At 36.8% G+C, this 26381-nt stretch carries 18 protein-coding genes; 2 read left to right on the top strand and 16 right to left on the bottom strand.

Features of this window, described 5'->3' with window-relative positions:
- Window positions 1-221: 221 nt before the first annotated feature.
- The 5 genes from QQS39_RS14365 to QQS39_RS14345 form a co-directional block, all read right to left on the bottom strand.
- Window positions 222-725 carry a hypothetical protein gene (locus QQS39_RS14365; RefSeq protein WP_285804783.1) on the bottom strand — a complete coding sequence of 168 codons (504 nt, stop codon included), beginning with the start codon at window positions 723-725 and terminating at the stop codon, window positions 222-224.
- A complete protein-coding gene (locus QQS39_RS14360; RefSeq protein WP_285804782.1) occupies window positions 722-5224 on the bottom strand; it encodes a DUF6531 domain-containing protein in 4503 nt (1500 codons plus the stop codon). Before QQS39_RS14360 ends, QQS39_RS14365 begins: the two co-directional genes overlap by 4 nt.
- A 14-nt stretch (window positions 5225-5238) precedes the next feature.
- On the bottom strand, window positions 5239-6243 hold the full coding sequence (locus QQS39_RS14355; RefSeq protein WP_285804781.1) for a DUF2169 family type VI secretion system accessory protein: 1005 nt from the start codon (window positions 6241-6243) through the stop codon (window positions 5239-5241).
- A 9-nt stretch (window positions 6244-6252) separates the two neighbouring features.
- Entirely contained in the window at window positions 6253-8373 is a 2121-nt protein-coding gene (locus QQS39_RS14350) for a type VI secretion system Vgr family protein (RefSeq protein ID WP_285804780.1), read from the bottom strand.
- Between the two features lie 102 nt (window positions 8374-8475).
- Window positions 8476-8994, bottom strand: a complete 519-nt coding sequence (locus tag QQS39_RS14345; protein WP_036939804.1) for an Hcp family type VI secretion system effector — start codon at window positions 8992-8994, stop codon at window positions 8476-8478.
- A gap of 992 nt (window positions 8995-9986) precedes the next feature.
- Here QQS39_RS14345 and QQS39_RS14340 point away from each other — a divergent pair.
- Complete coding sequence (locus QQS39_RS14340; protein ID WP_151435834.1) at window positions 9987-11402, top strand: NAD(P)/FAD-dependent oxidoreductase; 1416 nt, start codon at window positions 9987-9989, stop codon at window positions 11400-11402.
- Window positions 11403-12110: 708 nt separating this feature from the next.
- Entirely contained in the window at window positions 12111-12404 is a 294-nt protein-coding gene (locus QQS39_RS14335) for a helix-turn-helix domain-containing protein (RefSeq protein WP_285804779.1), read from the top strand.
- Between the two features lie 169 nt (window positions 12405-12573).
- Here the strand turns inward: QQS39_RS14335 and QQS39_RS14330 are convergent, their stop codons facing one another.
- The 11 genes from QQS39_RS14330 to QQS39_RS14280 form a co-directional block, all read right to left on the bottom strand.
- Window positions 12574-13311 carry an ankyrin repeat domain-containing protein gene (locus QQS39_RS14330; protein WP_285804778.1) on the bottom strand — a complete coding sequence of 246 codons (738 nt, stop codon included), beginning with the start codon at window positions 13309-13311 and terminating at the stop codon, window positions 12574-12576.
- Between the two features lie 402 nt (window positions 13312-13713).
- The gene (locus QQS39_RS14325) at window positions 13714-14292 is read right to left on the bottom strand and encodes a hypothetical protein (RefSeq protein ID WP_285804777.1); all 579 of its coding nucleotides are present in this window, start codon (window positions 14290-14292) and stop codon (window positions 13714-13716) included.
- A 69-nt stretch (window positions 14293-14361) separates the two neighbouring features.
- Window positions 14362-15747: a VasL domain-containing protein gene (locus QQS39_RS14320; protein WP_285804776.1), complete on the bottom strand. Its 1386-nt coding sequence runs from the start codon at window positions 15745-15747 to the stop codon at window positions 14362-14364.
- 83 nt (window positions 15748-15830) lie between these two features.
- Complete coding sequence (gene tssE, locus QQS39_RS14315; protein WP_285804775.1) at window positions 15831-16259, bottom strand: type VI secretion system baseplate subunit TssE; 429 nt, start codon at window positions 16257-16259, stop codon at window positions 15831-15833.
- A 2-nt stretch (window positions 16260-16261) separates the two neighbouring features.
- Window positions 16262-16825 (bottom strand): type VI secretion system lipoprotein TssJ, encoded by a 564-nt coding sequence (gene tssJ, locus QQS39_RS14310; RefSeq protein WP_265576084.1) that lies wholly within the window; start codon window positions 16823-16825, stop codon window positions 16262-16264.
- On the bottom strand, window positions 16800-17897 hold the full coding sequence (gene tssG / locus QQS39_RS14305) for a type VI secretion system baseplate subunit TssG (RefSeq protein ID WP_285804774.1): 1098 nt from the start codon (window positions 17895-17897) through the stop codon (window positions 16800-16802). Before tssG ends, tssJ begins: the two co-directional genes overlap by 26 nt.
- The gene (gene tssF / locus QQS39_RS14300) at window positions 17861-19624 is read right to left on the bottom strand and encodes a type VI secretion system baseplate subunit TssF (protein ID WP_285804773.1); all 1764 of its coding nucleotides are present in this window, start codon (window positions 19622-19624) and stop codon (window positions 17861-17863) included. Before tssF ends, tssG begins: the two co-directional genes overlap by 37 nt.
- A gap of 92 nt (window positions 19625-19716) precedes the next feature.
- Window positions 19717-21336 (bottom strand): type VI secretion system protein TssA, encoded by a 1620-nt coding sequence (gene tssA / locus QQS39_RS14295; RefSeq protein WP_285804772.1) that lies wholly within the window; start codon window positions 21334-21336, stop codon window positions 19717-19719.
- A gap of 35 nt (window positions 21337-21371) precedes the next feature.
- A complete protein-coding gene (locus QQS39_RS14290) occupies window positions 21372-24695 on the bottom strand; it encodes an ImcF-related family protein (protein ID WP_285804771.1) in 3324 nt (1107 codons plus the stop codon).
- Window positions 24695-26092 (bottom strand): hypothetical protein, encoded by a 1398-nt coding sequence (locus QQS39_RS14285; RefSeq protein ID WP_285804770.1) that lies wholly within the window; start codon window positions 26090-26092, stop codon window positions 24695-24697. Before QQS39_RS14285 ends, QQS39_RS14290 begins: the two co-directional genes overlap by 1 nt.
- Window positions 26093-26347 (bottom strand): PAAR domain-containing protein, encoded by a 255-nt coding sequence (locus QQS39_RS14280; RefSeq protein ID WP_151435823.1) that lies wholly within the window; start codon window positions 26345-26347, stop codon window positions 26093-26095.
- Window positions 26348-26381 lie beyond the last annotated feature (34 nt).

Genomic DNA, 26381 nt, shown 5'->3' with positions numbered 1-26381 from the left:
TTGGTGTTATAGCGATATTGTGTACGGTTCCTGTGAGCATTATCGATATTGACCAGATTAAATGCCTTATCATATGTTCTGGAATGCTATACTCAATCTAAATAACACAAATTGCATTATAATTAGACTGAGATTTATAATTTTATATGCTTCGAGTTAATAATAAAGATGAGTGTTTTATTTATTGGATAATCTATAAAAATCCTTTAATTGTATTTTGTTTATTTTTCTGTGTTTTTTTCTAACACTAGAAATTCTTTATTTCTAAATTGTATTAAGTTGTTTTTTATTATTTCATCTAGGTTTTTTCTTTCATTAATATATAAATTAATTTCATCTTCTGAAAATATAATAAATAAAGATGATTCAAAATTCTTTGAAGCTAAGTAAATTGCTATTATTTCATTATAATTTGAGTTAAAAAATAATTTTATATTTTCCACTATAAATGGAGGTGTGATTGTTTTCTTTATTTCATGTAATTCTTTATAGGTTGAATATAAGTTGAAACTATCAAGTTCATTTATTTTTTCTCTGGTAATGAAGGGATTGATATTATTTTTATAAAATCCAACAACATTTTTTGAATTAATTTCAAAAAATAATACGTTATCTATATTTTCGCCTTCTTCATCATTAATAAAAATAATACTTGTTATTTTTTTAAGAAAAAAAAGTGTAGATATTTTTTTTAAAAACGAGTGATGGAATTTTTCTTGTTTCATTTTATAGCCTCCTGTAAGTAAGGTGATATTCTGTTCTTATGAAGAAATGTTAAAATTTCATTTGTAGAATTATTTATCAATACAATAGCATCACCTTTAACATAAATTCTTGTTGATTCAATTGTATTCCATTTAAAATTAGGATTAACTAAATTTTTATCATCATTAACAATGGATAGAATGAAGTTTTTCATACCATCCTTATCACCTTTTGCAACAGGAACTCCTAATCTTCTTGAAGTTTCATATATATCTTGAGCGTGTTTTTTCAATTTTTTATCAAAATTTTCACTAAACTTAGGGGGACAAGGAATTAGCCCAAACGGATCTACCCAACCCGTCGGACAATGCACATACCCATACGGATTAAAGCCACCTAATAATCCGATAGGGTCTGGCGAAATATATTGCCCTGTGTCCTTATCATAGTAGCGAAAGCGATTGTAATACAAGCCACTTTCTTTATCTTCATATTGTCCGGCAAACCGAAAATGGCATTCAGTGTATTCTGGGTCGTTATCGGCATAATTATCATGGGATTGCCAAAAAGCCATTTGTCCCCAGGTATTTAACCGTCCCGCCCAGCTTACAATCCCTTTTTCGCTAAAGATTTCTCGTGGGGTGCCTTGATGGTCAGTGACGACATAATGCAATTTTCCGCATTGATAACGGGCTGTGGGAGTGATTTCATTGGGCTGGTAGAGCCACTGAATTTGCGAATCATAAGCAGGGGTGCCATCGGCATAAATCGGGGTTTCTTGCACCATTTGGTTGCCCGACCACAGGTAATCCACACGCTGAACGCGTTTATTTTTAAAGGGCGAGCTTAAAGGCGGCGTAGGGCGATTATCGACCACTTTACTTTTACTAAGCCTTCTGCCAAAAGCATCATAGGTATAACGCCAGCATTCCCCCTCAGGATTAAAACAGGCGATAAGTTGGTTAAGGGTATTCCATTGGTAATACCACGTTTTCGCCCGAAAACCGTGCTGATAAACCACTTTTTGCGTTAATCGACCATTAATGTCGTAGTGATAATCTTGATAACCTTTGGCTGTGATACGACGAGTGACACGCCCTTTTTGTTGCTGTTGTGCCAGTTGCAAAAAGGCACCTTGTGCATCAGATGGGATAAACTGGTGCTCGGTGATATTGAGATTGCTATCGTACTGAAACTTCTCGCTTTGACGTTCAAACTGGTTGCTGTATTGGGTTTCAACAATTTGGTCGTTGGTGTTATAGCGATATTGTGTACGGTTCCAGCGAGCATCGTCGATATTGACCAGATTAAAGGCTTTATCGTATTGATAACCTCGGTGAACATCGGTCGATATTGGCGGTTGAAGCGGATTATCGTGTAGCGATTGTAAAAAGGACTCCGTTCCCTGTCCTGCACGTTGATGGGCTAACAAGCCAGTGGCGGTGTAATGGCTCGAATTAGCAAAACCCGCTTGGCTTTGGCGTAAAAACTCTTGTCCCAGTGCGTTATAACTAAACTGCAATGGCGCATGTTGGTTGACTTGCAGTGAAGTCAGTTCATGGAGTTGACCGAAAGCATAATGAAGTTCACGCTCACCAAAGCGGGTTTGGGTGAGGGTATCGTGCTCTTCATCCCATTGATGCTTAATTTCTTGCCCATTAATACGCTCACAACACAAATGCCCTTGGTCGTCATACTCAAATTCCACCACCGAATCAGGATTGGTGGCACGAATAAGTTGCAAGCGTTCATTGTATTGATACGTGGTGGTAGAAAGGCACTTATGCTCAATGCCATCAGCCAGCCAAATGCTTTGTTCGGTAACTAATCCTGTCTCATCATAATGATAACGGAGTTCATGATTATCTGGATAATGAGTTGCAATACGTCGCCCTAAGCGGTCGTAACGGTATTGAATTTCACGTCCGGAAAAATCCACTTCACGAATGATTTGACCGGCTTTATCACGCTCATAAGAATAGACATCCCCTGTGGCGTTGATGACTTTTTTCAGTCGTGTGAGTGAGTCATATTCAAAGCGAATTTCCGTCCCATCAGGGCGTATTGTGGCAAGTAATAAATCAAAAGCACCATAGCGATAGCGCGTAGTTTTGCCTTCGCCATCGGTGACGGCGACAACACGGCGTTCGCTGTCATATTCAATATGTTGATGAATATCATCAGGCAGTAAAATATCGCTGAGACTGCCATTAACACCATCATGCTCTTTGCTGTATTGATAGCGAGTGGTGTGGTTTAGCGCATTAGTGACTTGCAGTAATCGACCTAGCTCATCGCTTTGGTATTCGGTGCTGTGTTGATAAGGGTTGGTGCTTTTTATTAATTGATTTGCGTGGTTATATTCATATTGCCACTGCGCACCATTCGGTTGAATAGCTTTAAGCAGTTCGCCATGTTGGCTGTATTCATAGGCTTGTTGGCGACCTTGCGGATCGGTCACTGTGGTTAAATTACCTTTGTCGTCGTAGGTCAGTTGCCATTTATCGCCAAAGGGGGAGACATATTCTATCAATTGACCTTGAGTATTATATTGATACTCAATGGAACGCTCATCGGGAAAGGTAATTTGTGCAATATTGCCATCATAATGATAGATATAAGCAGTTGTTTGCCCTAATGCATTGGTTTCACTTATTTTTTGATTATTATGCCATTGTGTTTTGGTTTCACGCCCTAATGCATCAATTGCATGTGTAACAAGACCTGCATCATTATAATAATAGTAAGATTGTTCTCCTTCATCGTTGAAATAGGTGGTCATCTTATGAACATCATCATAAATAAAACCACCACACCAATAACCGGAGGGTGAGCTGTTTTTTATCGCTCTGCCATATTTGTCATATTCAAGGTAATAATCCGTTTGGTCTGTATCATGCCAACGAGACATAAAACCTTCGGCAGTATATTCATGCCATAAGTGATTCTGCTGATAAGCGTTACATTCACTCAAATAACCTTGTTTATCATACTGACAAGTGACTAAAGGCTGATAGATAACCTTATTGGCTAAGGTGATATGATTTAATTGATGAGAATGATAGTCCAAGTAAAGCGCTGTAATACCATTACGTGATACAGAGATTAATTGATGCTGTTCGTTGTAAATAAAATCAATACGTTGATGATTATTATCTGTAATGGCAGAGAGGCGTCGATAAGATCCATCGATATGGTTGAAATGATGTGTTAACTGGGTGCGATTATCGAATAAACTAATGTTAGCTTTTATATCACCAGAGAGTAGAACATGGGGATAATAAGTATTACGGATATTGAGGTGAGTATCTGTATAAGGATAGGTGATTTGCGCCCCTTCCTCATTGTGATAAATAATATTATCCGATTGAATTTCTAAGAATATTGACCAGTTATCTGTCCATTTGGGACCAAATAAGCCGGATGCCGTACCTGTTGAACGATAGGTTCGTTGTAATGAAATGGGTAACAACCCTGAAAGGGAGAGCACTTCCCAAACTTGAATAAAATCACCTGTGGCAACGTTAACAGGATCGGATTCACAGACCGCTTTACTGTTGCAGGATTTATTGGGCTTTATATTGGCGCTATTTTCACCCTGTGGTTTGGTTAATACCGTGGCTTCTTTCGGCGGAGGTGGATCTTTTCGAATGAGACGGGGTAATGCTTTAATGCCATTTTGTAGTAAGCTGGCTGCCGCTTTGGTGAGAAAAACGTATTCACCCACTTCTTCTATTAAGGCACCTGATTCTTGTGCTTGGTTGTCGTATTTTAGTCGTTCAAATTGAGGTAAGTTTTCCTCTTTGCGCATTTCATGAGCAAGTGACGTCATTGTTTCAGTGTATTGCTGTTTTCCTTCTTCTGACATAAACCATGTTGCAGGACCATTGGCTTGCGATTCCATTTGATAGGACGCACTGACGGCATTGGCTTTGGCAACGGTTTCAACCAAACCAATTAAACCATTTAAAAAGCCTTTTCCTGCGCCTATGGTGGTATCGGGTAAGTTTTTTCCTCCGATTAATTCTGCTTCATGCTCTGTATCGTCTATCAAGTGCTTTAGTTCTCGATAGGTCATCTGCTCTGGGAGTTTTTTTTCTGGTGGTGCTTCAGCGGAAATTTCTGTGGCTTCATTGGCTTTTTGTAGGGCTTTTTCTTCAGAATAGAGGCGACCCGGTACATTATTGTTGTTCATCATGACGTCAGAGCCATGAAAAGCAGCCGATTGTCCACAAAAACGCACAGAAGGCGATCCACTGGTGATAATACAGTTTCCACGCCCTAAGCTGGTGCCTGAAACAATGCCAGTGCCTGCGTTTCCCTGTGTTCCTTTAATCACACTTCCCACCGTTAATGTAGGAACACCATTCACACGTACCGTAGAAACATAGGTTTCTTCTGCACTGAGTTGTTGAAAACTGTCAAAGGGAACAACAACATTGCCCACTTGGCAAACATCAGGACCTGTGGCGATAACGCAGTAATCGGCATTTTTATTCCCGACGATTTTTTTTGTCATGAGTAATATCCTTATTACAACTTATAAGCCTGAAGTTGCAGCGTGCTTTCCATCGTCGAAATCAATTGGCGATAACGCCATGTGAGGTATAGCTTTTGTTCATCAAGTGATACACATATTGTGTCTAGCTTTAATAACTCATAGGGGGCTTCTGAATGAGACAAATAAGGAATGGCAACAAAACCAATATGAGGTAAAACAAGGTCTACACGAGGTGTTTGTGCGAAAAAACCGCTTAATGAGAGGGTTTCATTACCCACAAAAAAGCCTTGTTGATGCTGATCTGCTGGCGTACTCATAAAGAAATTAGACTTAAAATCATCAGGATAATAAGGCTTTATTTGATTGAGCCATTCGTCTTTATAGGTACCTGCAAATTGTGATCGTTGTTGCCACCAACGGCTATATTGCCCATAGCCCGCTACATCCCACGGTTTATTCAGGTGGAATGCTTGTTCTGAAAGGGGATAGTGAATTTGAGGAGCTGGATATTGAAATGCCTTATCAAGATAGCGACTCTCATACCAACCTAAACCAACCGGATTTTTCTCATAAGCTTCTTGAAGACTATTCTTGCCACCATAAGCATTCTCATAAATAAGCGGTAAGGCAGAAATAGGCTGTGGAGGGCTTAATTGCCAATCATGGTGATGTTCCCAATAACGAGACCCACTGAGGGTCAATTTTTTATGTATTTGACCTATTGATAGCTCGGTTTCCCATTGAGCTAAAGGCGTTTCATCTAATGTTCGGGCGGTACCCACAAGATATATTTCAGCATTGGGTTTATAAGACACAAGATCTGTTTCGTGCAATAAACTGCTATTTTCAGGCGTTGTGCGGTAAATATCTGCCATAATGAGCGTTTTTTGCTCATCAGCAATGTCACATCTGCCCGTGAGAGGATCAAAATCACAAGTGACTTTTACTGCAAGAGTTTGCCAATGTTCATCTTTATACCCCAGTTTTTCAAAGGAAAAATGAGGAAAAGGAGTCTGGTTAATAACGTGAGCGAGCATCCGAAACCCCTAGTTGATATCGACATCTTTGCCCGAGATCTGCACCGGACCTGAGGCTTCAAAGCTAAACTCTGTACCATTAATGGTGATATGACCTGCGCTATCCATTCTTAGCACGCTGGCACCGCAACGCAGTTCAAGGGCATCCCCTGCATCGATGGCTAACGTGTTACCCACACTGATTTTTTTATGTTGACCAACCGATTCAGTGTTGTTTTCATTAATGGTTTCAGTACGATTACCTTTCACCACCATTTCTTGATTTTTATCGATAATTTCAGCGTGGCTATTAAGGACATGCGTCGTGCGATTGTTAAGCACCACGGTATTCATATCCTTTTGCGCATGAATAAAAATCTCCTGCTTACCGCCGGCATCTTCAAAGCGCAGTTCATTAAAGCCGTCACCCTTATGGGTTTTGGTTTTGATTGTGGTGCGAGTCATATTTTCAGGAAATTTCAACGGTGGCGCGTTGCGACCGTTATAGGTGCAACCGGTGATAATCGGTCTATCAATATCGCCATTTAAATAAGAGACAATCACCTCTTGCCCGATACGCGGTACGGCTGAAAAACCATAGCCATTACCATTCCAACCCATCGCCACGCGCACCCAACACGAGGCACTGTGATCGGGTTTGCCATAGCGATCCCAATGAAAATAGACCTTCACCGCACCCACTTCATTGACGTAAATCTCTTCACCCGGAGGTCCCACCACAGTGGCAACTTCATCGCCATCGGCAGTGGGTTTATAATGATGTGGAGGACGCCATTCTTGCGTACCGGGAATAAATTCGACGCTATTAGACAGTTGAGTCCCTTCGCCACCACCGTTATCTGCTAACGGCTGTACACCATGATGCGAAACTTGAATGACTTGCCAGTTGTCATTCATCATTAAATTAGGGTGGTTGCTTAGCGAGAAAATCTTGCCCGGCATTAAGGCAAAACAGTTGGTGCTGGCGCGTCCCACACGACTGCCGTTGCGCAGTTGTTCAAAACGTATGGCGGTGAGAGGTGCTGCTTGTGCATCTTCTTGAAAACGTCCATAGCTTTCAAACACGCTATGCTGACCGCCTTTTTCTAATTTGGCTTGATGGGCTAACGGGTAAGAAGGGCGGATAAAGTTATTGTCTTTTTGAATGGTTTCATCGACACAGAGATATTCACCGTATTGCCATGTGGTTGCCGTGCTGTCGGTAATATCGCTTTCCGCTTGAGGGTTATAGGTTAGGTGAATGCCCGCAGTCATCCCCATATGTTCATCGCTATAAAACAGTTGGTTCTCTTCAAACCAAAAGTTAATCCCTTCTTCAAAAGCTAAACGGCACCAAAACGCATAGGCGGATTCCCGTTTTTGTGTGATATAAGGGCGTTTTTGGTGTAAATCATCGCGGTAAAATTTGCTGTCTGCTTTGATATGGGCTTCTTCTAACAGCGTTTTTAAAATCTCAGGCACTTTTTTATGCTGAAAAATACGGCTGTCTTGATTCAGCGTCATTACCCACATTTCAGGGCGAATATCAAAGTGATACCACGTTTTTACACCATCAGTATTGCCTTGCACCGCGCCCGCTAATATTCCACGCACGGTGCGGACTTCTTTACCATTGCGTTTTACGGTTAACGAGGACGCCACACCTAACAGTGATTGAAAATCGATGAAAGGCAAGGTGGTAACCGCGCTAATGGAGAGCGAAAATAAACGTGATAACCCTTCGTTTAAGTTAAATTCAGTGACTTGAAAGGTGCTTTCAGGCAATCCGGCAATTTGGCAGGTGAAAACTAAACCCGAAGGTGATACCGCACCTAATAGCGAATCTAACAGTTGGGCATAGGCTTTATTTTTAGCTAATCCTTCAGAGAAGGTTAGCCCGGGCATATCGTCGCTTTTTACTCCTCCCGTAAAACCATCGCCAGGAATAAGCGCTGAGGCTTGAGATGCCATGGATGAGGCTTGCGAAAGCCCTTGTTGTGCCGTCTGAGCTGTGGCGAGGGCTTGCTGAGTAGAGTCTGAAAGGGCTGAGGTTGCTTTAGAAATTGCTAACGCTTGCGCTTTATCGAGCGCTTTCTTTTTTAATCCACCAAGTTGAGAGGTCGAATTATTTTTTTTATCTTTCGCAAACATCATTCGCTCCAATATCCACTGAGCAAGCTACCGCTTGTTTTTATCCATTAAGAAAACGCAAAGAAACACCTACACACCAAGGTGTGTAGGTGAAAAGAAGGATTAACCTTCGAGAGGCGCACGCCAGTCGTCAGAGCCTGAAGTGCCTGCAACTGTGTGTTCCCAATCAATTTTGCGATAAGAAAGGGAGACTTCGATTAACTGTGTGAAGTCTGATTTTGCTGGATCTTGACAGTGAGGCATTTGGCAATCGATGTTGACGATAGTCGCATCGGTTAATGTGGTGGTGAAGAAATGCTCTTGTTTCCCTTCAACCGAAGTGCGATACCATTTTAACGTGGTTTTCGGCAGCATTTCGCCAGAAGCTAAGGCGTTATATAGCAGAGGAACCGCTTTGTTTAACGCCACGGTAAAACGGAATGGTTTATGGGCGCGTTGACCAGAAGGCTGACCGGATTGTGGATCAGTCGGTACTGTCACTACGTGAGAAAATGCTTGCACCAGCATTTCATCTTCGTGGCCTTGAACATAAATATTACCGACGGATTCTGCGGTAAATGCGCCCGCAGTGATGTTGCCTTGAGTTTTCCCTTCGATAGAGATATAGCATGGAGTTGGCATGGCAAGTCCTTAATTTACAGTGAATAATCGTTTTTCAACAAATCATTTTGTTGAAGTCCTTTCGATAAAAATCAGCCAGTGCGCACTGCGATTTGATAAGAGTAGCTTAAGTAATTTTGAAAGGAAGTAAAGGAAGGGGCGGAGAGAAAAGGCGTTGTATCCTCGTAGGATAAGTGACTTCGCGTAAAATAATTGTTCACGCGTTATTTACTGCTTTCGTATCTCATTATAAGTGTATTTCCGTACATTATTCACTTTCGTAAATGTCCGAAATCTCGCTAAAGCCAGTCTGTTCTAATGTACATAGATTTTTAATATGTAACAAAATGTGTATTTTGTTTCAAATTGTAACAGTGTTGATTTATAAGGGAAAAACGCTATTGTTTTTATAGAAATAATCAAAAAAAGATTTATTTTAATATTGATTTAAAAATGAACACTTGAAATTTAGTTATATATAGAGATAAATATAATCTTAAGTGTGACCATTTTAACTATCACCTTATTTTCCTCTGAATCAACATCAAATAACCAATCCATTGTTATATTTCTCATCGTTATCTCCTCTTTATATGCTCAATATGCTCAATATGCTCAATTTATTGTCTTAATAACATTAGTTATCTTGTGGATTATTTGTTAATCAATTTATTTGATCTAGCTTATCTATTTGCAATTTGAATGTGTCATAAGCCCAGACTTAACAAATAGGCCGTAGATCTTTAATAGTGAAAAATTTTATATTTCGACGAAGAAACCAAGAAAAAAACTAGCTGAATATCATTTCGTTTTACTTAATGCGCTTAAATAATCGATAAAAAACAAAATGATGATTAATCCCCTTCTTTGCATAAGTAAATTAAATAGTACGGATTTTTAAGAAAAAAACAGACGAAAAGATTTACAAATACTTTACTAATACTTTACAAATGAAATAAGATAGGGTGATTGTTTTAATGCTAATAATTCATTGTGTAAAAGGAACGTGTAAAATGGCGATATCTAGAAGAAAATTTATCATTGGTGGAAGTGTGGTGGCTGTCGCTGCTGGTGCGGGTATTTTGACACCAATGTTAACTCGCGAAGGGCGTTTTGTCCCGGGTACGCCAAGACATGGCTTTGTTGAAGGCACTGAAGGTGCTTTACCAAAACAAGCTGATGTTGTTGTTATCGGTGCTGGTATTCTTGGTATTATGACAGCTATTAACCTTGTAGAACGCGGTTTATCTGTTGTGATTGTTGAGAAGGGCAATATCGCAGGTGAGCAATCTTCAAGATTCTACGGCCAAGCAATTAGCTATAAAATGCCGGATGAAACATTCTTATTACACCATTTAGGCAAACATCGCTGGCGTGAAATGAATGCTAAAGTAGGCATTGATACTACTTATCGTACACAAGGCCGTGTTGAAGTTCCTCTTGATGAAGAAGATTTAGTTAACGTAAGAAAATGGATTGACGAAAGAAGTAAGAATGTCGGCTCTGATATTCCATTTAAAACTAGAATTATTGAAGGTGCTGAATTAAATCAACGTCTTCGTGGCGCGACAACTGATTGGAAAATTGCTGGCTTTGAAGAAGATTCCGGTAGCTTCGATCCAGAAGTTGCAACCTTCGTTATGGCTGAATACGCTAAAAAAATGGGCGTTAGAATTTACACTCAATGTGCGGCTCGTGGCTTAGAAACACAAGCTGGTGTAATTTCTGACGTTGTAACAGAGAAAGGTGCAATCAAAACTTCTCAAGTTGTTGTTGCTGGTGGTGTTTGGTCACGCCTATTTATGCAAAATCTGAATGTTGATGTTCCAACACTGCCTGCATACCAGTCTCAACAGTTAATCAGTGGTTCACCAGCAGCACCAGGTGGCAACGTTGCTTTACCGGGTGGTATTTTCTTCCGTGAACAAGCTGATGGTACTTATGCAACTTCTCCTCGCGTTATTGTAGCTCCAGTAGTGAAAGAATCTTTCACTTATGGCTATAAATATCTGCCATTATTAGCATTACCTGATTTCCCTGTGCATATTTCTTTAAATGAGCAGTTAATCAATTCATTTATGCAATCAACGCATTGGAACTTAGATGAAGTTTCTCCGTTTGAGCAATTTAGAAATATGACTGCATTACCAGATTTACCTGAGTTAAATGCTTCATTAGAAAAATTAAAAGCAGAATTCCCAGCCTTTAAAGAATCGAAATTAATTGATCAATGGAGTGGTGCAATGGCTATCGCACCAGATGAGAACCCAATTATCTCAGAAGTTAAAGAGTATCCAGGCTTAGTCATTAATACTGCAACAGGTTGGGGTATGACAGAAAGCCCAGTATCAGCAGAATTAACGGCTGATTTATTACTTGGCAAAAAACCTGTTTTAGATCCAAAACCATTTAGCCTTTACAGATTCTAATCCATTTAGTTTTTATAGATTTTAATCCATATAGTTTAAAAGCCCTCAATTTGAGGGCTTTTTTGTATGTTCTTTATCATGACTAAACGTGTTAGTTTTTAACTAATTTAAAATAATATTTAATTTTTAATTTAAGATTATTTTTTATAAGTGAATTTTTCAAATAATTAATTATTACTTTATTCTAAATAAAATGTAAGTTAATAAAAATAAAATTAGTTATTATTTTTATTTAAGTAGATTCCATTATTAATATATTGGGTTCTAATCTCATTGTTGGTGATGCAAAATAATAACTAAGATATATTTTTATAATATTTATTTTTTATATATTAGCGATAAATATATTCACCAATAAATTTATTGATTTTATTCATGTGTGGTTTATTTGAAATAATTTTCTCTTCTTCTTTAAAATCATAACTAAAAATCATCTAACTTGTTGATATTTATTGATTGCTTATTTGATTTTTAATACTGTATTGTTACTCAAAATCTGATGATTATTAAAATAACATATAGAAATGTAAATTATTTTAAATTTAAAATATCGGAATAACCTTATTAACAGAATTAGTGAGAATAAGTAATATTACGGTTATTCAACCACTAATAGTTAAGTATTTTCAGTTTATGGTTTGATAGTTTATAAACTATAATTCGGTGTTTTATCGATGTAATCATCTAATAAAAGAAGGAGAATAAGGGATGATTAACACCAAAGTTGGGAATATAATAAAAATGATAAGAAGACAATTGAGAATAACAGAAAATGAAATGTCTGAAAGATTGGGGATAAGTATGCTACATTATTCTCAATTAGAGAGTGGATATTTAAAAATAACAGTAGAACAATTGATTATTATTTCTTATATACTTGGTGTTACACCTCAAAGTCTTATCTTAGAGGCTAAAAAAACAGATTTTATGGTTTTTGAGGATAAGCAGTCGATAACTCAACCAAGTGAAATAGTTATATTTAGAAAGAAGAAAGTTGTTTAAAAAATTGGTATTTTATTTGTTGATATTGAGTTCTGATAAATATATTGAGTCATCTTTTAGTTTTTTTAATTAAAATTCTATTTCTCAAAACTCAATAACTAATCTCAATAATTAATCTCAATAACTAATAGCACAAAAGCCATCTTATTATAGGATGGCTTTTGTGTATTTAATGGCAGCGAGTTGTACCTGTTATATGATTTATAGCGCCGTTTCTAATCAATAGTTTCTGCATCTCTTTAAGATTATTTTGGCAAGCATAACTTAACGCGCTGTGGTTATAAGAAAACAATGATTTATCTTGCGTTGTTGTAACAAGGTTAACATCAGCACCTTTAGAAATAAGGTACTTTACTGTCTCAAGGCGATTATTACTGGCTGCAATCATTATAAATGTTTCACCATCGCTTTCTACTCTTTGGTTATTGAGTTCAATATCACTTCTCATTAGGTCGTGAATTTTTTTTACTACATTGACGTTATTTCCTAATACTGCTGATTTAAAAACATTATAAACATCGCCTTTATCCGTAGCCCAAAGGCTTGCGCCTTGCGAAATGAGATAATCAACCATTTCTTCGTCACCAATAAACGCAGCCCATCCCAGCGCGGTTTGTTCTAAGCTTCCCGTGTCTTTCGCTTCAATATTTTGACCATCGGCAAGCATCTTTTTGACTTCATTTAAATCACCATGTTTAACCGCATCAAACCATAGTGCATTTTCACCTGTACTTGGTGAAGTATAGAATATCCGATGTGGTAAACGTGATTTATTAGCCAATTCAATCATATCAGAATAATTTGATTTAAAAGATTGATATTCGGGCGGATTATTTTCATTAATGATCAATGCTTGTGCGCTAAAAGAAATTAATGCTAATGAAATAACAAACATTTTTATATTCATTTAAATACCTTAAAATATAAATAACTAACAAAACTTATTACAAATAGTTTATTAAAAATTAATATTTATTAGTGTTGGTAATTGAAACAGAATGTAAATAAGGTGTTTTTTATTAATACGTAATTTTAATAAAGATAAATCTTATTAATTGATTTTTTGTTTTAGTAATTAAATATACGTGAATTTACTTGTATTTTCTTGAATATAATGAGAGTCATTCCTTTTTTGTCATTATATGATGATTTAATTATGTTATAACTATATGGTTTGATAGCGTTATTTCATTATTATTTACTTTCTCGATTTTTAATTTAAAGACTATTTTGTAATAATTGGTTACTTTTTAATGGATATTGCTATCATTATAAAAACAGTGTGATTATGATATTTTTGATTTTTAAATTAATAATAGGTGGTTTTGTCAATTTTATAATCTTTTTCATCTATTATTATTTTTGATTTCAATATTGAGTGTTCATTTTTAAGTATTATATCTTCATTTTGGCTGTGATTCGTTTCTGATTGAGAGTTAATAAGGGTTATTTTTAGTTTAAAAGTATTTTTTTTGCTAAAAATATAAAGGCCAATATAGGATAATTTGTAATCAGGATAGCGAATATCTCTTTTACTATAATCAATTAATGGTAATTTATTTTCTTTATTGTTCATAACTAAATTTATTTTTGATTCTAGTACCTGATATTTATCATTTTGATAATTAAGCTCTAATATAATCTTGTATTCATCTTCATCAGGAAATATAAAGTCTATTGAGCCAATATTATTTTTAGATGTAAATATATCTTCTTGATTTAATGTAATATCTGCAACTGTTACTGTTCTTTGTATATTATCATAATAAATGACAGGGGTTGATTGAGTATTTTGAAATGGGGTTTTTCTTTCATCTTTGGATTCTGAGGCTATTTTAATTAAATCTATTGGGCCAACAAAGATAAGTCCGCCATAAGGTGAACCCATAATGCAGCCATTTAATAAACTAACAATGACAATAAGTATTAAATTCCTTATAACGTACATATTGTTTCCTTATTTAGATTGTAATAACGAATATCGATTTAATAGTTGTTTAAAATGATTATCTATTTGTTGATACTCATAGTCTGAAATTGCATTTCGTGTCGGTTGTTTTTCAAGTAAGCGTAGCTCTTCTTCTAAAGGTTTAGCTTGATTGAAATGTTGACGAGCTTTGAAGATGATAGATTTTAATTCGGAGCCTGTAATGTAATTTTTAGGATTACCATCAAAGCTATCTAATCTTTGGCTTAACCTGTCGAGTTCAGTCATACCTTTAGACCATTGATTAAGTTGTTCATCAGTGGTGGCATTTATTTTTAGATTATTCTTCCAAAGCTGTGTAAACGATAAAAGTTCTGGATTATCTTCATATTGCTCGTTCAAATAGCGGATTACTTCTAGCCCATAACTCTGCGCCCATGTGGGAGAAAGCAAGGCAAGTTCGTTTAAACGCTGTTGGATCACGCCTATCTGCGGAGCATTGAGTGTCTTTGTGATATTTTTACTATTTGCAGTTTGTTGTTCAATAAAAGAGCCAGCATGGGCATTAATGGTTGGGATATAAGGGAAAGCATCTGTCAGGTTGTTATTTTTTAATTCAGATAACCAAAAATAAAATAGGATAACAAAGAATAAACTACTAGTTAGTATGCCAATTAAAATACCCCGCCATAGCTCCTGCCGATATGTTTTTTTTACGGGAGAGTGTAATGAAATGGAGGAGGATATATAGGTTTTTGGTGACGTAATACTTTCATTAGTATTAAGGGGAGTCGATGATGCAGATAAAGTTGTATCGATAATTTGAGGGAGGATCTCATTTTCTTTATTGATAGTAGAGGATAAATCGAGAGAATTAAAATTGCTATCTAATGTGTCTGCATTCTCTAACTGCCTAGCTTGAGCAATAATTAAGTTCTCTAGATAATCAAATTGAACAAGATGTTTAATTTCTAATATTTGAAGATGATGATTGATACTCTTTAGTAATTCTTCAATTTGATAAAGGATTGATAAGTCAGAATAAACAAAAGTAGTTCCACGAATACCAGAGATTAGCTGTTGGCTTAAGGATGAAAGAATATTGATACGAGTATGAGTTTGCACTGGCCATAATGTTTGCCAATATTGGGTCAATATTTTATGGATTAGGTAAAGACCTTCATTTAAACCATCCAGCCCAGATTGATGTTGGCGACACAAAACAAACCAAGCTGCTGTTTGAAGATCGACACCATTTTGATTAAGTAAAGAAATGCATAATTCATGAACATATTGCCAATTAATGTCAGGGCGTGCTGGATGAAAGCGTTTATCAAGTTCTTCTTTAATACTAAGAAATTGATTAAATACACGAGGATCACCACCAACTGGAAGTGAATCTAAGTAAGAATTCATAATAGCCTCAAGTTAATTTAAGGTCTAAATTTTATAAAGAGAAATCTAAATGGAGATAGAAATTGAGATAGAGGAAGATAAGCTTAATATAACTGAAATTGTTTTTTTAGATGATGGAGAAATATTCGTCCATCAGGTAAGAATTCAGTACCATAACGTATAAGCCCACGCTGATGTAATTCAATATCTAAAGAATAACGCAATTTTCCAAATTTATTTTCAGGTAATATACCTAGTGTGACGGATTTTATTCTAGGCTCATATTTTAGTAATGTTGTTGATAATATAGCCATTACTTTATGTGAACTTCCGGGTAGCCCTTGAATTATTTTACTCATATCAGGTAAACCATAATCCGGTAGATGTTTTAATGTTCCTGCTCGTGAATTTAATATTCGACGAATATTATCCATAACAGAAAGAATAACCTGATCTTCTTCTGATATAGAATCAACAGGTAATCCACCTGAAAAATAACCAGTTAGCATTTCATAGAGAGACGGTTGTGGCATCGTTATTTTTTATCCAAAGGTTGTAATGTCAGTGTATTTTCAGCAAGCACAATTTTACGCGCTTTATCAGGATCGAGTTCGTTTTTAGGAATAACAATACGCCAGTTATTTTTGGCTTCATCTGGTGTATGAAACATTGTGGCAATGGCGACAAATTCGGTTTCTTTTTCCATTGGCATATCGAGAGCAATAGATTCACCAGGACGAATACGTAAATCTTTTTGCGCTAATAAAGAGGATTTTAAAATATCGTCATTTTGATTAAACAGTGAGAGATAGTCGCTATCATTAAAAGTATCCGCTGATTTTAGTTGAAATACCCGAACAATCACGGAAAGTGATGAACCATTATCATCAGTATTAAGTGCTTCTCTTGCAGTAAAATCCAAATGCAATATTTTTATTTGTTTATAAAAAATAGATTTAGTTAAAGAGACCGTACCATCACTAATGGTTTGTGTTAGACCACAACCTACAATTGCAAACGTTACTATAAATAGTAATGTTAATCGGCGGATAGAAGAAAAAAATGTTTGCGATTTAAAATTGATAATTGCCATATTCATCACTTTTATAATGTTGAGTGCGGAGTGTTAGATATTGATAAAAACCAAGACCTATGGTGATAAAAGAAGTGACAGGTGATTTTTCAGTCATGTTATGAGGTCGCATAACCGCAGTTCTACCTAGTTGCACGCCTTGGCTTTTTGAAGTACTTAGTGTTGCATCAGGTAATAAATCTCTCGGTAATGTTAAACGCAGTCGCGCATTAACGCGGGAGCCTAAATAGACACGAAGTAATGCCATAAAGTCTTGGTAAATATCGCCATCAGGTAACCAGCTTTTTGCTTCATCTTTATCTTCAGTATGTAGCTTTATTAATACTTGGCTATTTACATCTATCGCGTAGCGACCTAAAACGGGTTTATTTTCTAATGTAATAGGGGATGAGCATGACATTGTTGTAGGGCTATCCAACGCTATTCTTCGTGGATCATGAGGAATAATTCTGGCCTTTGTTGATGGCGCTAATAATTTTACTAATGCGCTAATACCTTCGGCTGTGCGTGTTGGTAAACGTAAGATCCCTAATAGCGCTAAAAAGCGAGATAAAGGTGATTGCACATGATTAGCACAACCTGGAATACCTAAACCAATTAAGCCATAAAGATATTGTGATGTTTTATCTGATCCTCCTTCTCCAAAAGTCGCAGGATAAGAGTATTTGCGCCAGATCCGATAAAATTGAGTGGTAAGACGATGGTTAAAAATATCTAAAAAATCAGTGAGTGGATCTGTGCCATCGCGATATTGCGCAATATCATCCAGATAAGATGTAGGAAGTGGTGACGTGATACCATAAAGCCCCAGAAAGGTAGTTCGTAAGCTTGGCACTGTGCTGTTTCGATATTTATCAAGAGAGTCAATTCCTTTGATTTCCGTCACTGGAAAACCCATACCTCGATGAGGGCGAAAACGGATAGGATCGTCTTTGGGATTGTGAGAACGACCTAATTCATAGCATGTAGAATTGGATTTTTCGAGTAATTGGCAAAAGCGGTAGAAATTCACATAAGGTAATTTTTCACCTAACTTTTGAATTAACGGGATAGCTGTGGGTTGTGGCTTTCTTTCCATTGAATTCGTTTTCCTGTTGGCAAAATAATCAGTGTTAATTGATTAAAAAGATGAACATCGGCATAAAGTGCAAAAAAACGATTAAGCATTTCACCAAATAAATGAATATCACCTTCACCATTAAAACCATTACTGTCTAACGTCACTTCGATATCAATACCTCGTTGTAAAAAACCTTTCTCAAAGCGTTCAATTAAATGGTGTTCAACATGAATAATGGCATCGAGTTTTCTATGGTTCATATCATCATCTCGCCAATCATAAAGTGCGAGAGTGCCTCTTAGCACTTCAGCATTATCCATCATGTTAAGAAAACTTGAACCTAAGTGACTTAGCACTCGCCAGTGGAAACGATCTTCAGACGGAGGATAAAGTGGTAAGGTGGGTTTACATAAATTATGGACGGTTAATGGGATCTGTAAGGTTTGTTCGGTTCTATCAAGCAATGTACTTTGCAGTGCTTTACGGGGCAATTGCCCATTAGTTCCTGTGAGCTGTAATGAGAGTGTTTCTGTTTGGGTTGCTAAATCAATCTCTTGTTTTTCCCCTCCTAATATAAGCCAAGTATCATGAAGACCCGTTACACCACGTTTCACACGGGTATGATAATAACGTTCAGGTGCATTATGCCGTAACATACCACCACGATGGCGAAAGCTGGTAAATGGTACATAAACCGCTTCATTTGTCCGTTGAGAGCCATGCACGCTATCAACACTATAGATTTCAGTATGCCCATCTTGAATACGACGAGGGCGTAATAAATATTCGCTTTCCAATCCATTAACAGTCAGTGGATCGGCTTCTATATTAAAAAGATTGATAACGGGTACGCAATGTAAGCGAATATTTTCACTATTTAATGTGAGGTCGCTATCCCATAACGTATTAAGAACAAAATCCAATTCAAATGTTGATGTTTCTTCAGGAAAATGGATATCACCTAATCCATTAAGTGATACAAACATAAATTTTTCACGAAAAGAAAAATATTCGAGTAATAATTGATAGCCACTGAATGTGCTATCTCCTTTAGGCCAAAGCGTGTCGGTATCTTTAAATCCTCCCGGTGAAAAATAGAGAGGAATTGCAATTCTATCTTTTGATTGAGGGAGTTTTAAATACGTTTTTGCCACTTGTTTCGTTAATGCTAAATGCAGTGCATTGGTTGTCGGAATATCGCCAGATAAATAAAATGAGAGAGCATGCAGATTAACTTCAGGCCAATTAATTATTTCGCTGCATGTAAATTTCAACCGGATAGTTGAACGCCCATCAGGCTCTGTCGTTAAATTAACAGACGCTATTTTGATTGGATTAATCGTTAAATCTTGAGTTGTTCGATAGTGACAAACCGTTTTTTTAGGGCCAATAGGGCGAGAAAGAACTTCAAATTGAGCTGGTATTTTATCCGTCATTTTCATTTTTTGAATATCAGGGGCTAATTCAACAATGGATAATGAAGGGATTGTCTGTAAATAATGAGGCCACAATAAACTAACAAGCCCTTCTGTTAATTCAGGTAAATCATCATCAATTTTTTGTCTTAATTGTCCCATTGAGAAAGCAAAGCCTTCAAATAAACGCTCAACAAAAGGGTCGGGCGTACCTGCTTTATCTAAATCGAGCATTGCAGCTCTATCAGGATGGGCTTGTGCAAACTCTTTGGCGGCTTCTCTAAGATAGCGCATTTCTGCATCAAAATAGCGAAGGGTTAAATCATCCATTAGTTTGATACCTTGACTTATATGCTCTTCATACTTCAAATTCAGCGTTGTTGATTCGCTGTATTTAGAATGATGGAGAGTAGAGTAAAAGATTAGGAATATAAAATTGCAGAGCGAACGGGGTCGATCGCAGTTAATTCACGCAATAACAGCTCCATCTGTTGTTCAATATGCGTTTTATCTGAGGTGTTACGTTGAATTTTGGCTCGATAAAGGTGAAGTTGTCGTGCTTTCACTTCAAAAACATAGTTAGGCTCCCATTGCGTTAATGACATCGAAAGTGCTTTTTTATCGAGTTCGCGTAATAAATTTAATGCCAGATCATGGCGAGCAAATTGTTCTGCTACTCGTGCCATAATGAGGTTTAATAACCATTTTTGTCTTGAAGTGCTGATATCGGGGCGATGTTGTAGCCATTTTAAGGCAACTTCTATGCCTTCATTATCTGCTTGTGTAATAGCTTCGGTTTCTAATGCCAATATTGGTTCATCATCAGATGGATGAGAGTAACTGTTTGATAACCCTTGCATGGTATCAAAGTTTTCTTCCATAACATGTTGTTTTATCCAACTTAATGTTACTTCATCGGCAAATGGCGTACCATCTTCCCATGATAATTTTTCTAAATCAGGAAGGCGGGTAAGGAATTGTTTTAAATCGTTTTTTATAATATCAGACCATGCGTTCCAAGGTGCTGGTGATTTACTAAGTGCTTGATAGAGATACCACTGCACATCTAACCAAAAATGGTTAACACCTTCTGCAAAAAGCTTATCAGCTTGCTCGGCCAGCTCCCCCCAACTTTGTTGTAAGTAGAGGCGTTTAAGTTGCGCTCTTGCATCGGTTCTTGGCGGAGAAAGACGAGTACACCCTTGCTGATCTTGTGGTGGAAGTTGATGAAGTGTATCCCATCTCACAACTTTCATTAATCTATGTCCTGCTAACCAGCCATTGGGTTGATTTCGTAAGTAGTTAGCAAGCATTTTAGATTGATCTAATAATTCACGACCTGATTGTATTGTCTCTATTGGTGTACTTTGTGAAACTGAAGGGGGGGATGAATGGCTGTAAGTCGATTCAGCTCGGCTAATGTTCTGTGGTACAACGCTGTTTGTTCCACCTGATTGAGCAAGGCGTTTTTCGAGTGCCTGATATAATCCTGCAAGTTGTGGCTTTTCAGCTTCATTCCATGTTTCAAGCTCCGTTTCAATGGTGGCTAATAAAGCGATAATACGAGAAAACTCATGACGATCGACTTCAGGATACAGCGATAAGCTATCTAAAACGCGCTGCCCTGATAACCACTCTAAAGCCGATTTCCGGCTAGTGGCTCGGCTAGGTAATAACGTGTCGTGATAGCGAATAAGCAACCCACTTAAAAGCCCTAAAGAATCGGCAAGCCCGTGCTCACCTTCTTTGTGTAAACGCGCCCAAATATAATAAGTGACAACACGCACATCTTTGCAGAAATTGAGCAACAATTTTTCAGCGAGTAAGCAAATCAGTTCAGTATCAGCCCCTGATAGTTTATTAACTTCTTCTTTCATTCGCTCAAAGTCATCTTCATAACTGGGATCATCACCCACAGGTTGATTAGGGGTAATCGGTAATAGCCAACGATCCCATAAAATGATTTGTTGTTGAGCAAGTTGTTGTACTTTGTTTGTATCATCAGCAAAGCATGATGAGATTAAGGTATCCAATAAGGACATCGTGAGCGTATTTCCTTTTGAGAGAGTAGGTTTAGTTAATCCAAGAAGATCTTTTCCGGTAAAACGAAATTGCGTAGTTGTAAAAGTGCGATAGGACCCTCGCCCATTTCTGTTCTTAAGGTGTAATTAAGTGACTGACCGTTTAAGGTTTTCCAACTGATGGAATAACTGCTGGTGCTACCGGCATAAGGGGCGATGTTGGCATCTTCCAGTAAACGGATCATGCCCCAAACACCGCGATAATCGCCATAGATACGTGCGCCCGTCTGGGTAGTTATCCAACTAAGAGATGCGCCAGAGGCAACCGTATCCGCGGGCCAAACAAAACGTTGCCATTGCGGTTGTTGGTTATCATAGATGAGCGACTGTTTATCTATCATTAGATGGGTTTGCATAATATCGGGCGAAGTCCCCGGGCGTAACTCAAAATAAAGGCGTGCTTCACCATTGGCAAAAACCACATCGCCTAGGTAACTTAGCTTATCTAATGCTTTTAAGAATTCAGGATCAAAGGTTAAGCCTTGTGCATTTGTGGTATCAGGTACCCAGTGTGTTCCTTCTTTATGTAAAACACCGTTAAGGTGAGTCTCAAGAAAACGCTGGATACGACCGTTATCAGGGCGTAAATATTGCGCCATTAACGGCAGTGAAATCTCACTTTGGGTGCTTTTAAGTGGGTAACGACCGCCAAAGGCTCTATTCCAGTCATTAACAATAGCATTTCGCCATTGAGTGTTGATGCCTTGTGACGTTGGCGCTAACAACTGTTGCCACGCTTGAGATAAGGGTTGTACCAGAAGTGTTTGCCCAAAACCATTCCACTCTTGACCAAAGCTGGCTGCGATTAAACTACCGTAATCTTGCGTTTCTGATAAATCGACTGTTTTTCCTTCAAAAACACTTCGGGCTAATGCTTGAGACATGGCTTGTGGATCGGGGGCATTAACGACTTGCTGGAGTTTTAAACGTACTCTAGTTACGCGTGTGAGATAAGCTTGTAAGCTTAATGCATCACTATTTTGTGCTGAAGATTGGGGATCAGTAAAGGCCAGTATCGGGGCAAAAACAGGCTCTAAAGGTCCTGTGAATTCGGCTTTTTGGCTAATAACAGGTTGTTGTTCTTTGTTTAATAAATCTTTGGCTGAGTTAACAAAAGAGTCTGCTAATTTTTCTTGCTGACGACCTGTTTTGCCTTGATAGGAAAGCGTATTCATTAAAGCAATAATGGGGGATTGTCTGACATCGCTCATTAATGTGAGTTGATCGATGGTATCTGAGAGACTTTGCGTTTCTCGCCACTGTAAGCCATTGAGGAAGGTTAACCAACTTCCTGAAAAATCGTTAAAATAGCGTTCTGTTAGGTTCTGTTGCAGTTTTTCAGGAGAGATATCGATATCCGTTTCTTTTTGGGTGTCACTTAATACCCAATCGATTTCTTCTCGTCTTTCATAAACGGCTTTTTTAATCGCTGGTTCAATTGATTCTTCCCAGGCTTTACGCGTAAAAATTCCCGGTATGATTTCCTTGGTACTGAGTAAGAAACTGACATCAGTATCCCCCGTCATATCATCTAACGTCATGTCCGCAAAGTTATGCTGTGCCTGTTGTAAGATTTTTTGGTAAAGCGCAGACTCGCCATTACGTTGACCAATTTGGCGTATCAGAATAGTGCGGCTTCCGGCAACCAAGGTGCGATTAGGCTTGATAGTCCATTCATTGTGATAAGGTAATTGAGCAGCATAGAAGGTTAATAATTCCGTGCCTAACGTTTGCCATTCACCGTCTTTTAGACCTTCATTTTGATGCCAGATATTGAGGACACTTTCAGTAAAAAACTCAGGTTCGATACGAGAAGGATCGCTCATCATTAAATAGGCCTTTAATGCTTGATAAGCGGATTGCGCACCGTCAATACGTTCTGGGCTTTCAGGGGGTAATTGCATAAAGGCTTGAAGATAATTTTCAAGGTGTTGCTGGGTCGAATCACGTAATAACGGCAACATGGATTGGCTATAAACTGGCCATAACTGGCTAAGTAATGGATTATTACTGCTTAAGCCAAAACGTAACCAAAAGGGAACCGAAGTCTGCTCACGATAACTCAATAAACCCAATGTTTGCTGTAAGCCATATTGAGCTTGTAAGCGGGCAAATTCAGATTGATGATTGTCTGTTGCCAATTGCGCTTGTTGTTGGCTTTGGGTAATTAATTGGCGATTCATAAAATAAGAGACCACCATACCGATCCCCCACAGTGTCATCGCCGTTGCAACGGTATATTGCAAAATACGTTTTGAATTTAGACCTAAAGGTGACGCTTTAAGCGGAGAAGGCAGTTGTGAATTTGCCGTGAGCAGTGTTTTCCAATGGGAATTTAAAGCCCATTGATGATTTTGTGATGAAGCAACAGACACATTATGGTAAGCAGGTGTACTAAAGAGCACACCTGCAAACGGCAATGAGCGATAACCGGATAAAAGTGGTGCCAAATTGTTGGCAAGTTTTTCACTGCCTTCATGCTGTAAAAAACGGGCTAAAGCCAGTAAATAGGTGTGTGTTTGATTGTGTAAGACCGCCTGTGTACCTTGTTCCACTAATGCAGGTAAAAGCGTTTTTAAGTCATCAGAAAGTGAGTCAGAGGTGGCTTTTAAAGGTGCTGAGTAGAGTATGACGGGGGCATCTTCTGCGATCATCTCACCGTTATGACTGATATTCCAAAGCCAAATGGGCGCTTGCCAGCGCAGTTGTTGAAATAGCTGGTGGAAATAACGGCTTGCGGTGTCTGTATTGGTTGGATTTAAGTGATTAAATAAGGAATGCTCCAGCGGTTGTTGCGATAAGCTATTTTCAGATACCCAAATAATGGCATCAACAGGGCGACGACGACGCAGTTGTTTTAAATCCTGAATTAAACTGTCATCAATCGGTTGATGAATATCGCCCCCATAAATCAACAAAGTGCCGTTGCTTTCTTGCCAAATGTCCGTTGTTAAATTGGGGATGAGTTTTTCGATAGAAGTAGGGGTGCCGATGAGGAGTTGGATTGATAGTTTTGACTTGTAAGTAAATGAGTAATTTTCTTTTATATATTTATTCCAATCATTTACTCTGTCATTCTTTTTATTTATCTTATCTTTTTTATCATTATCTTCAATATCCATAATTATATTAGGTTTAAAATAACGAGAAAGAAAAAAAAGCACTATTAAGGAGAAAATAACTGAACCAATCATTAAGTATGATTGAGTTACTGTTATGGAAGTTTTATTAAAAATAATAAATAAGAACACAATTGTAGCTAATGAAATTATTGAGATAATGATAAAGAGTGAAAGATAGCGTGTTATTTTTGATTTCATTATAAATTCCATTTTTTGTTAAGCGTTTTTAAAAAATGAACTTTCCAGTAAAAGTTAATATAAATTTTTTTAACTACACTAATTATTATGATAGTAAAAAGGAATGAGATTGATATCATTATTATTCTTTCACTGTTAAATTCGATGTGATCAATTATATTCTTAAAAATAACGGAAGTAAGAGTAAAAAATCCAACCAGAGATGTTCCTATTGGAAATGATGGTTTCGGTATGTTTAAGTAATAATTTTCAATTTGTGACTTTCTTGTTCCTATTGTTTGGCAGTAATAATTTTCATCTGATTTATAAAATAAAAGCTGACTAATTTCTTTAAATTTTGATGAATGAATAAGTGCTAATAAATGATATATAGATAATTCTTTATAATTACCTATGTATTCATTAAAAAAGTAACCTTGAGAGTAGTTTTCTAAGGATAGCTGACAGCTTTTTTCACTTCTTAATTTTAACATAATATTATTTGAATTTTCTTTTTCAATATCAATAAAGTTAACTTGTTTTATATCCTTATTCTGTTGTTGTTGAATTAGTGACATTGTTTTAAGATTTTCATCTATATTTTCTATTTTAAATGGCATTGGTTGAAAAAGTTTTAAAAATTCTTTCTTTTTACTTGGGGATAGTATAATTAAACTTGAGAATTCATTCTCTTCATTAGTATTTAACGCATAATAGTTTATTGAAAAGATAAGTGTAATTAACTTTTTATTTCGTATTGTATTAAATTGATTGTTATAGTTTGGTTTGGCTTGGAAAATTATTTCATAATTACTTAGGTGGCTATTTAGAAAATATTTTATTTTGTTTTTTATGAAGTCACTCTGCTCAAACAAACTATTTATTATAACAAAATATTTTTCTTTTTTACTGATCTCTATACCTTTAATACTATTTATTAAAAGTTCCACTATGTAAAAAACTCTTTCTTCACCAACAACACCTTCTCTTTCTAAATCTATTAATCTATTGTTTGTTTCTGCTTTTTCAAATGAACTTTCGTTATTGAAGTCAGAAATAATTGATAAATTGTGAGATGCTATATTTGAATAGATTAGATATAATTTATCTTGTTTTAATTTAATCCATTTAGTTAATAAATCCGCCTGCCAAAAGCACCAGTAAATATATAGTGTTTTTTTTACCTCCCAAAATAAGATATAGATAGACATTAAAAATAATGAGAAAAGGAAAATGATTGAAAATAATATAAAACCATCATTACTTGTAATATAGTTTTTAAAGTCAATTTTTAATGTGGATCTTAAAATTAAGAAATAAGCTATATTTATAAATATTATAAAGCTACTTAAAGTTAGTAATGGAAATGGTTTATTTTCCCAAGGTGGCGGATTGTAAGGAGGTATCCAATATTTCATTTATATTTCCATATCATTACAAGTAGAGTAAACAATAGCGCCACATTGTGTTTTACAACCATCAAACACAATTCCTTTACCATTTTCATTATAATGTGAACTACTTTCAATAATTTGATTATCCCCATGTAGAGGGCATGAAACAATATCATAAAGAAGAGTAGCTTTTTTTCCATTAATAATAAGAGTAGAGCTTGATGATATAACTTTTCCTCCATGTGATGTTAGATCACCTAATCTAATAATATTTTTCATTTTATTTTCTCTAGATAAATTATTAATTTTTTGA

The sequence above is a fragment of the Proteus appendicitidis genome, assembly GCF_030271835.1.
GTDB classification, from domain to species: domain Bacteria; phylum Pseudomonadota; class Gammaproteobacteria; order Enterobacterales; family Enterobacteriaceae; genus Proteus; species Proteus appendicitidis.
Note: the sequence above shows the minus strand (reverse complement) of the source record. Positions and strands in the feature narration are given on the sequence as shown.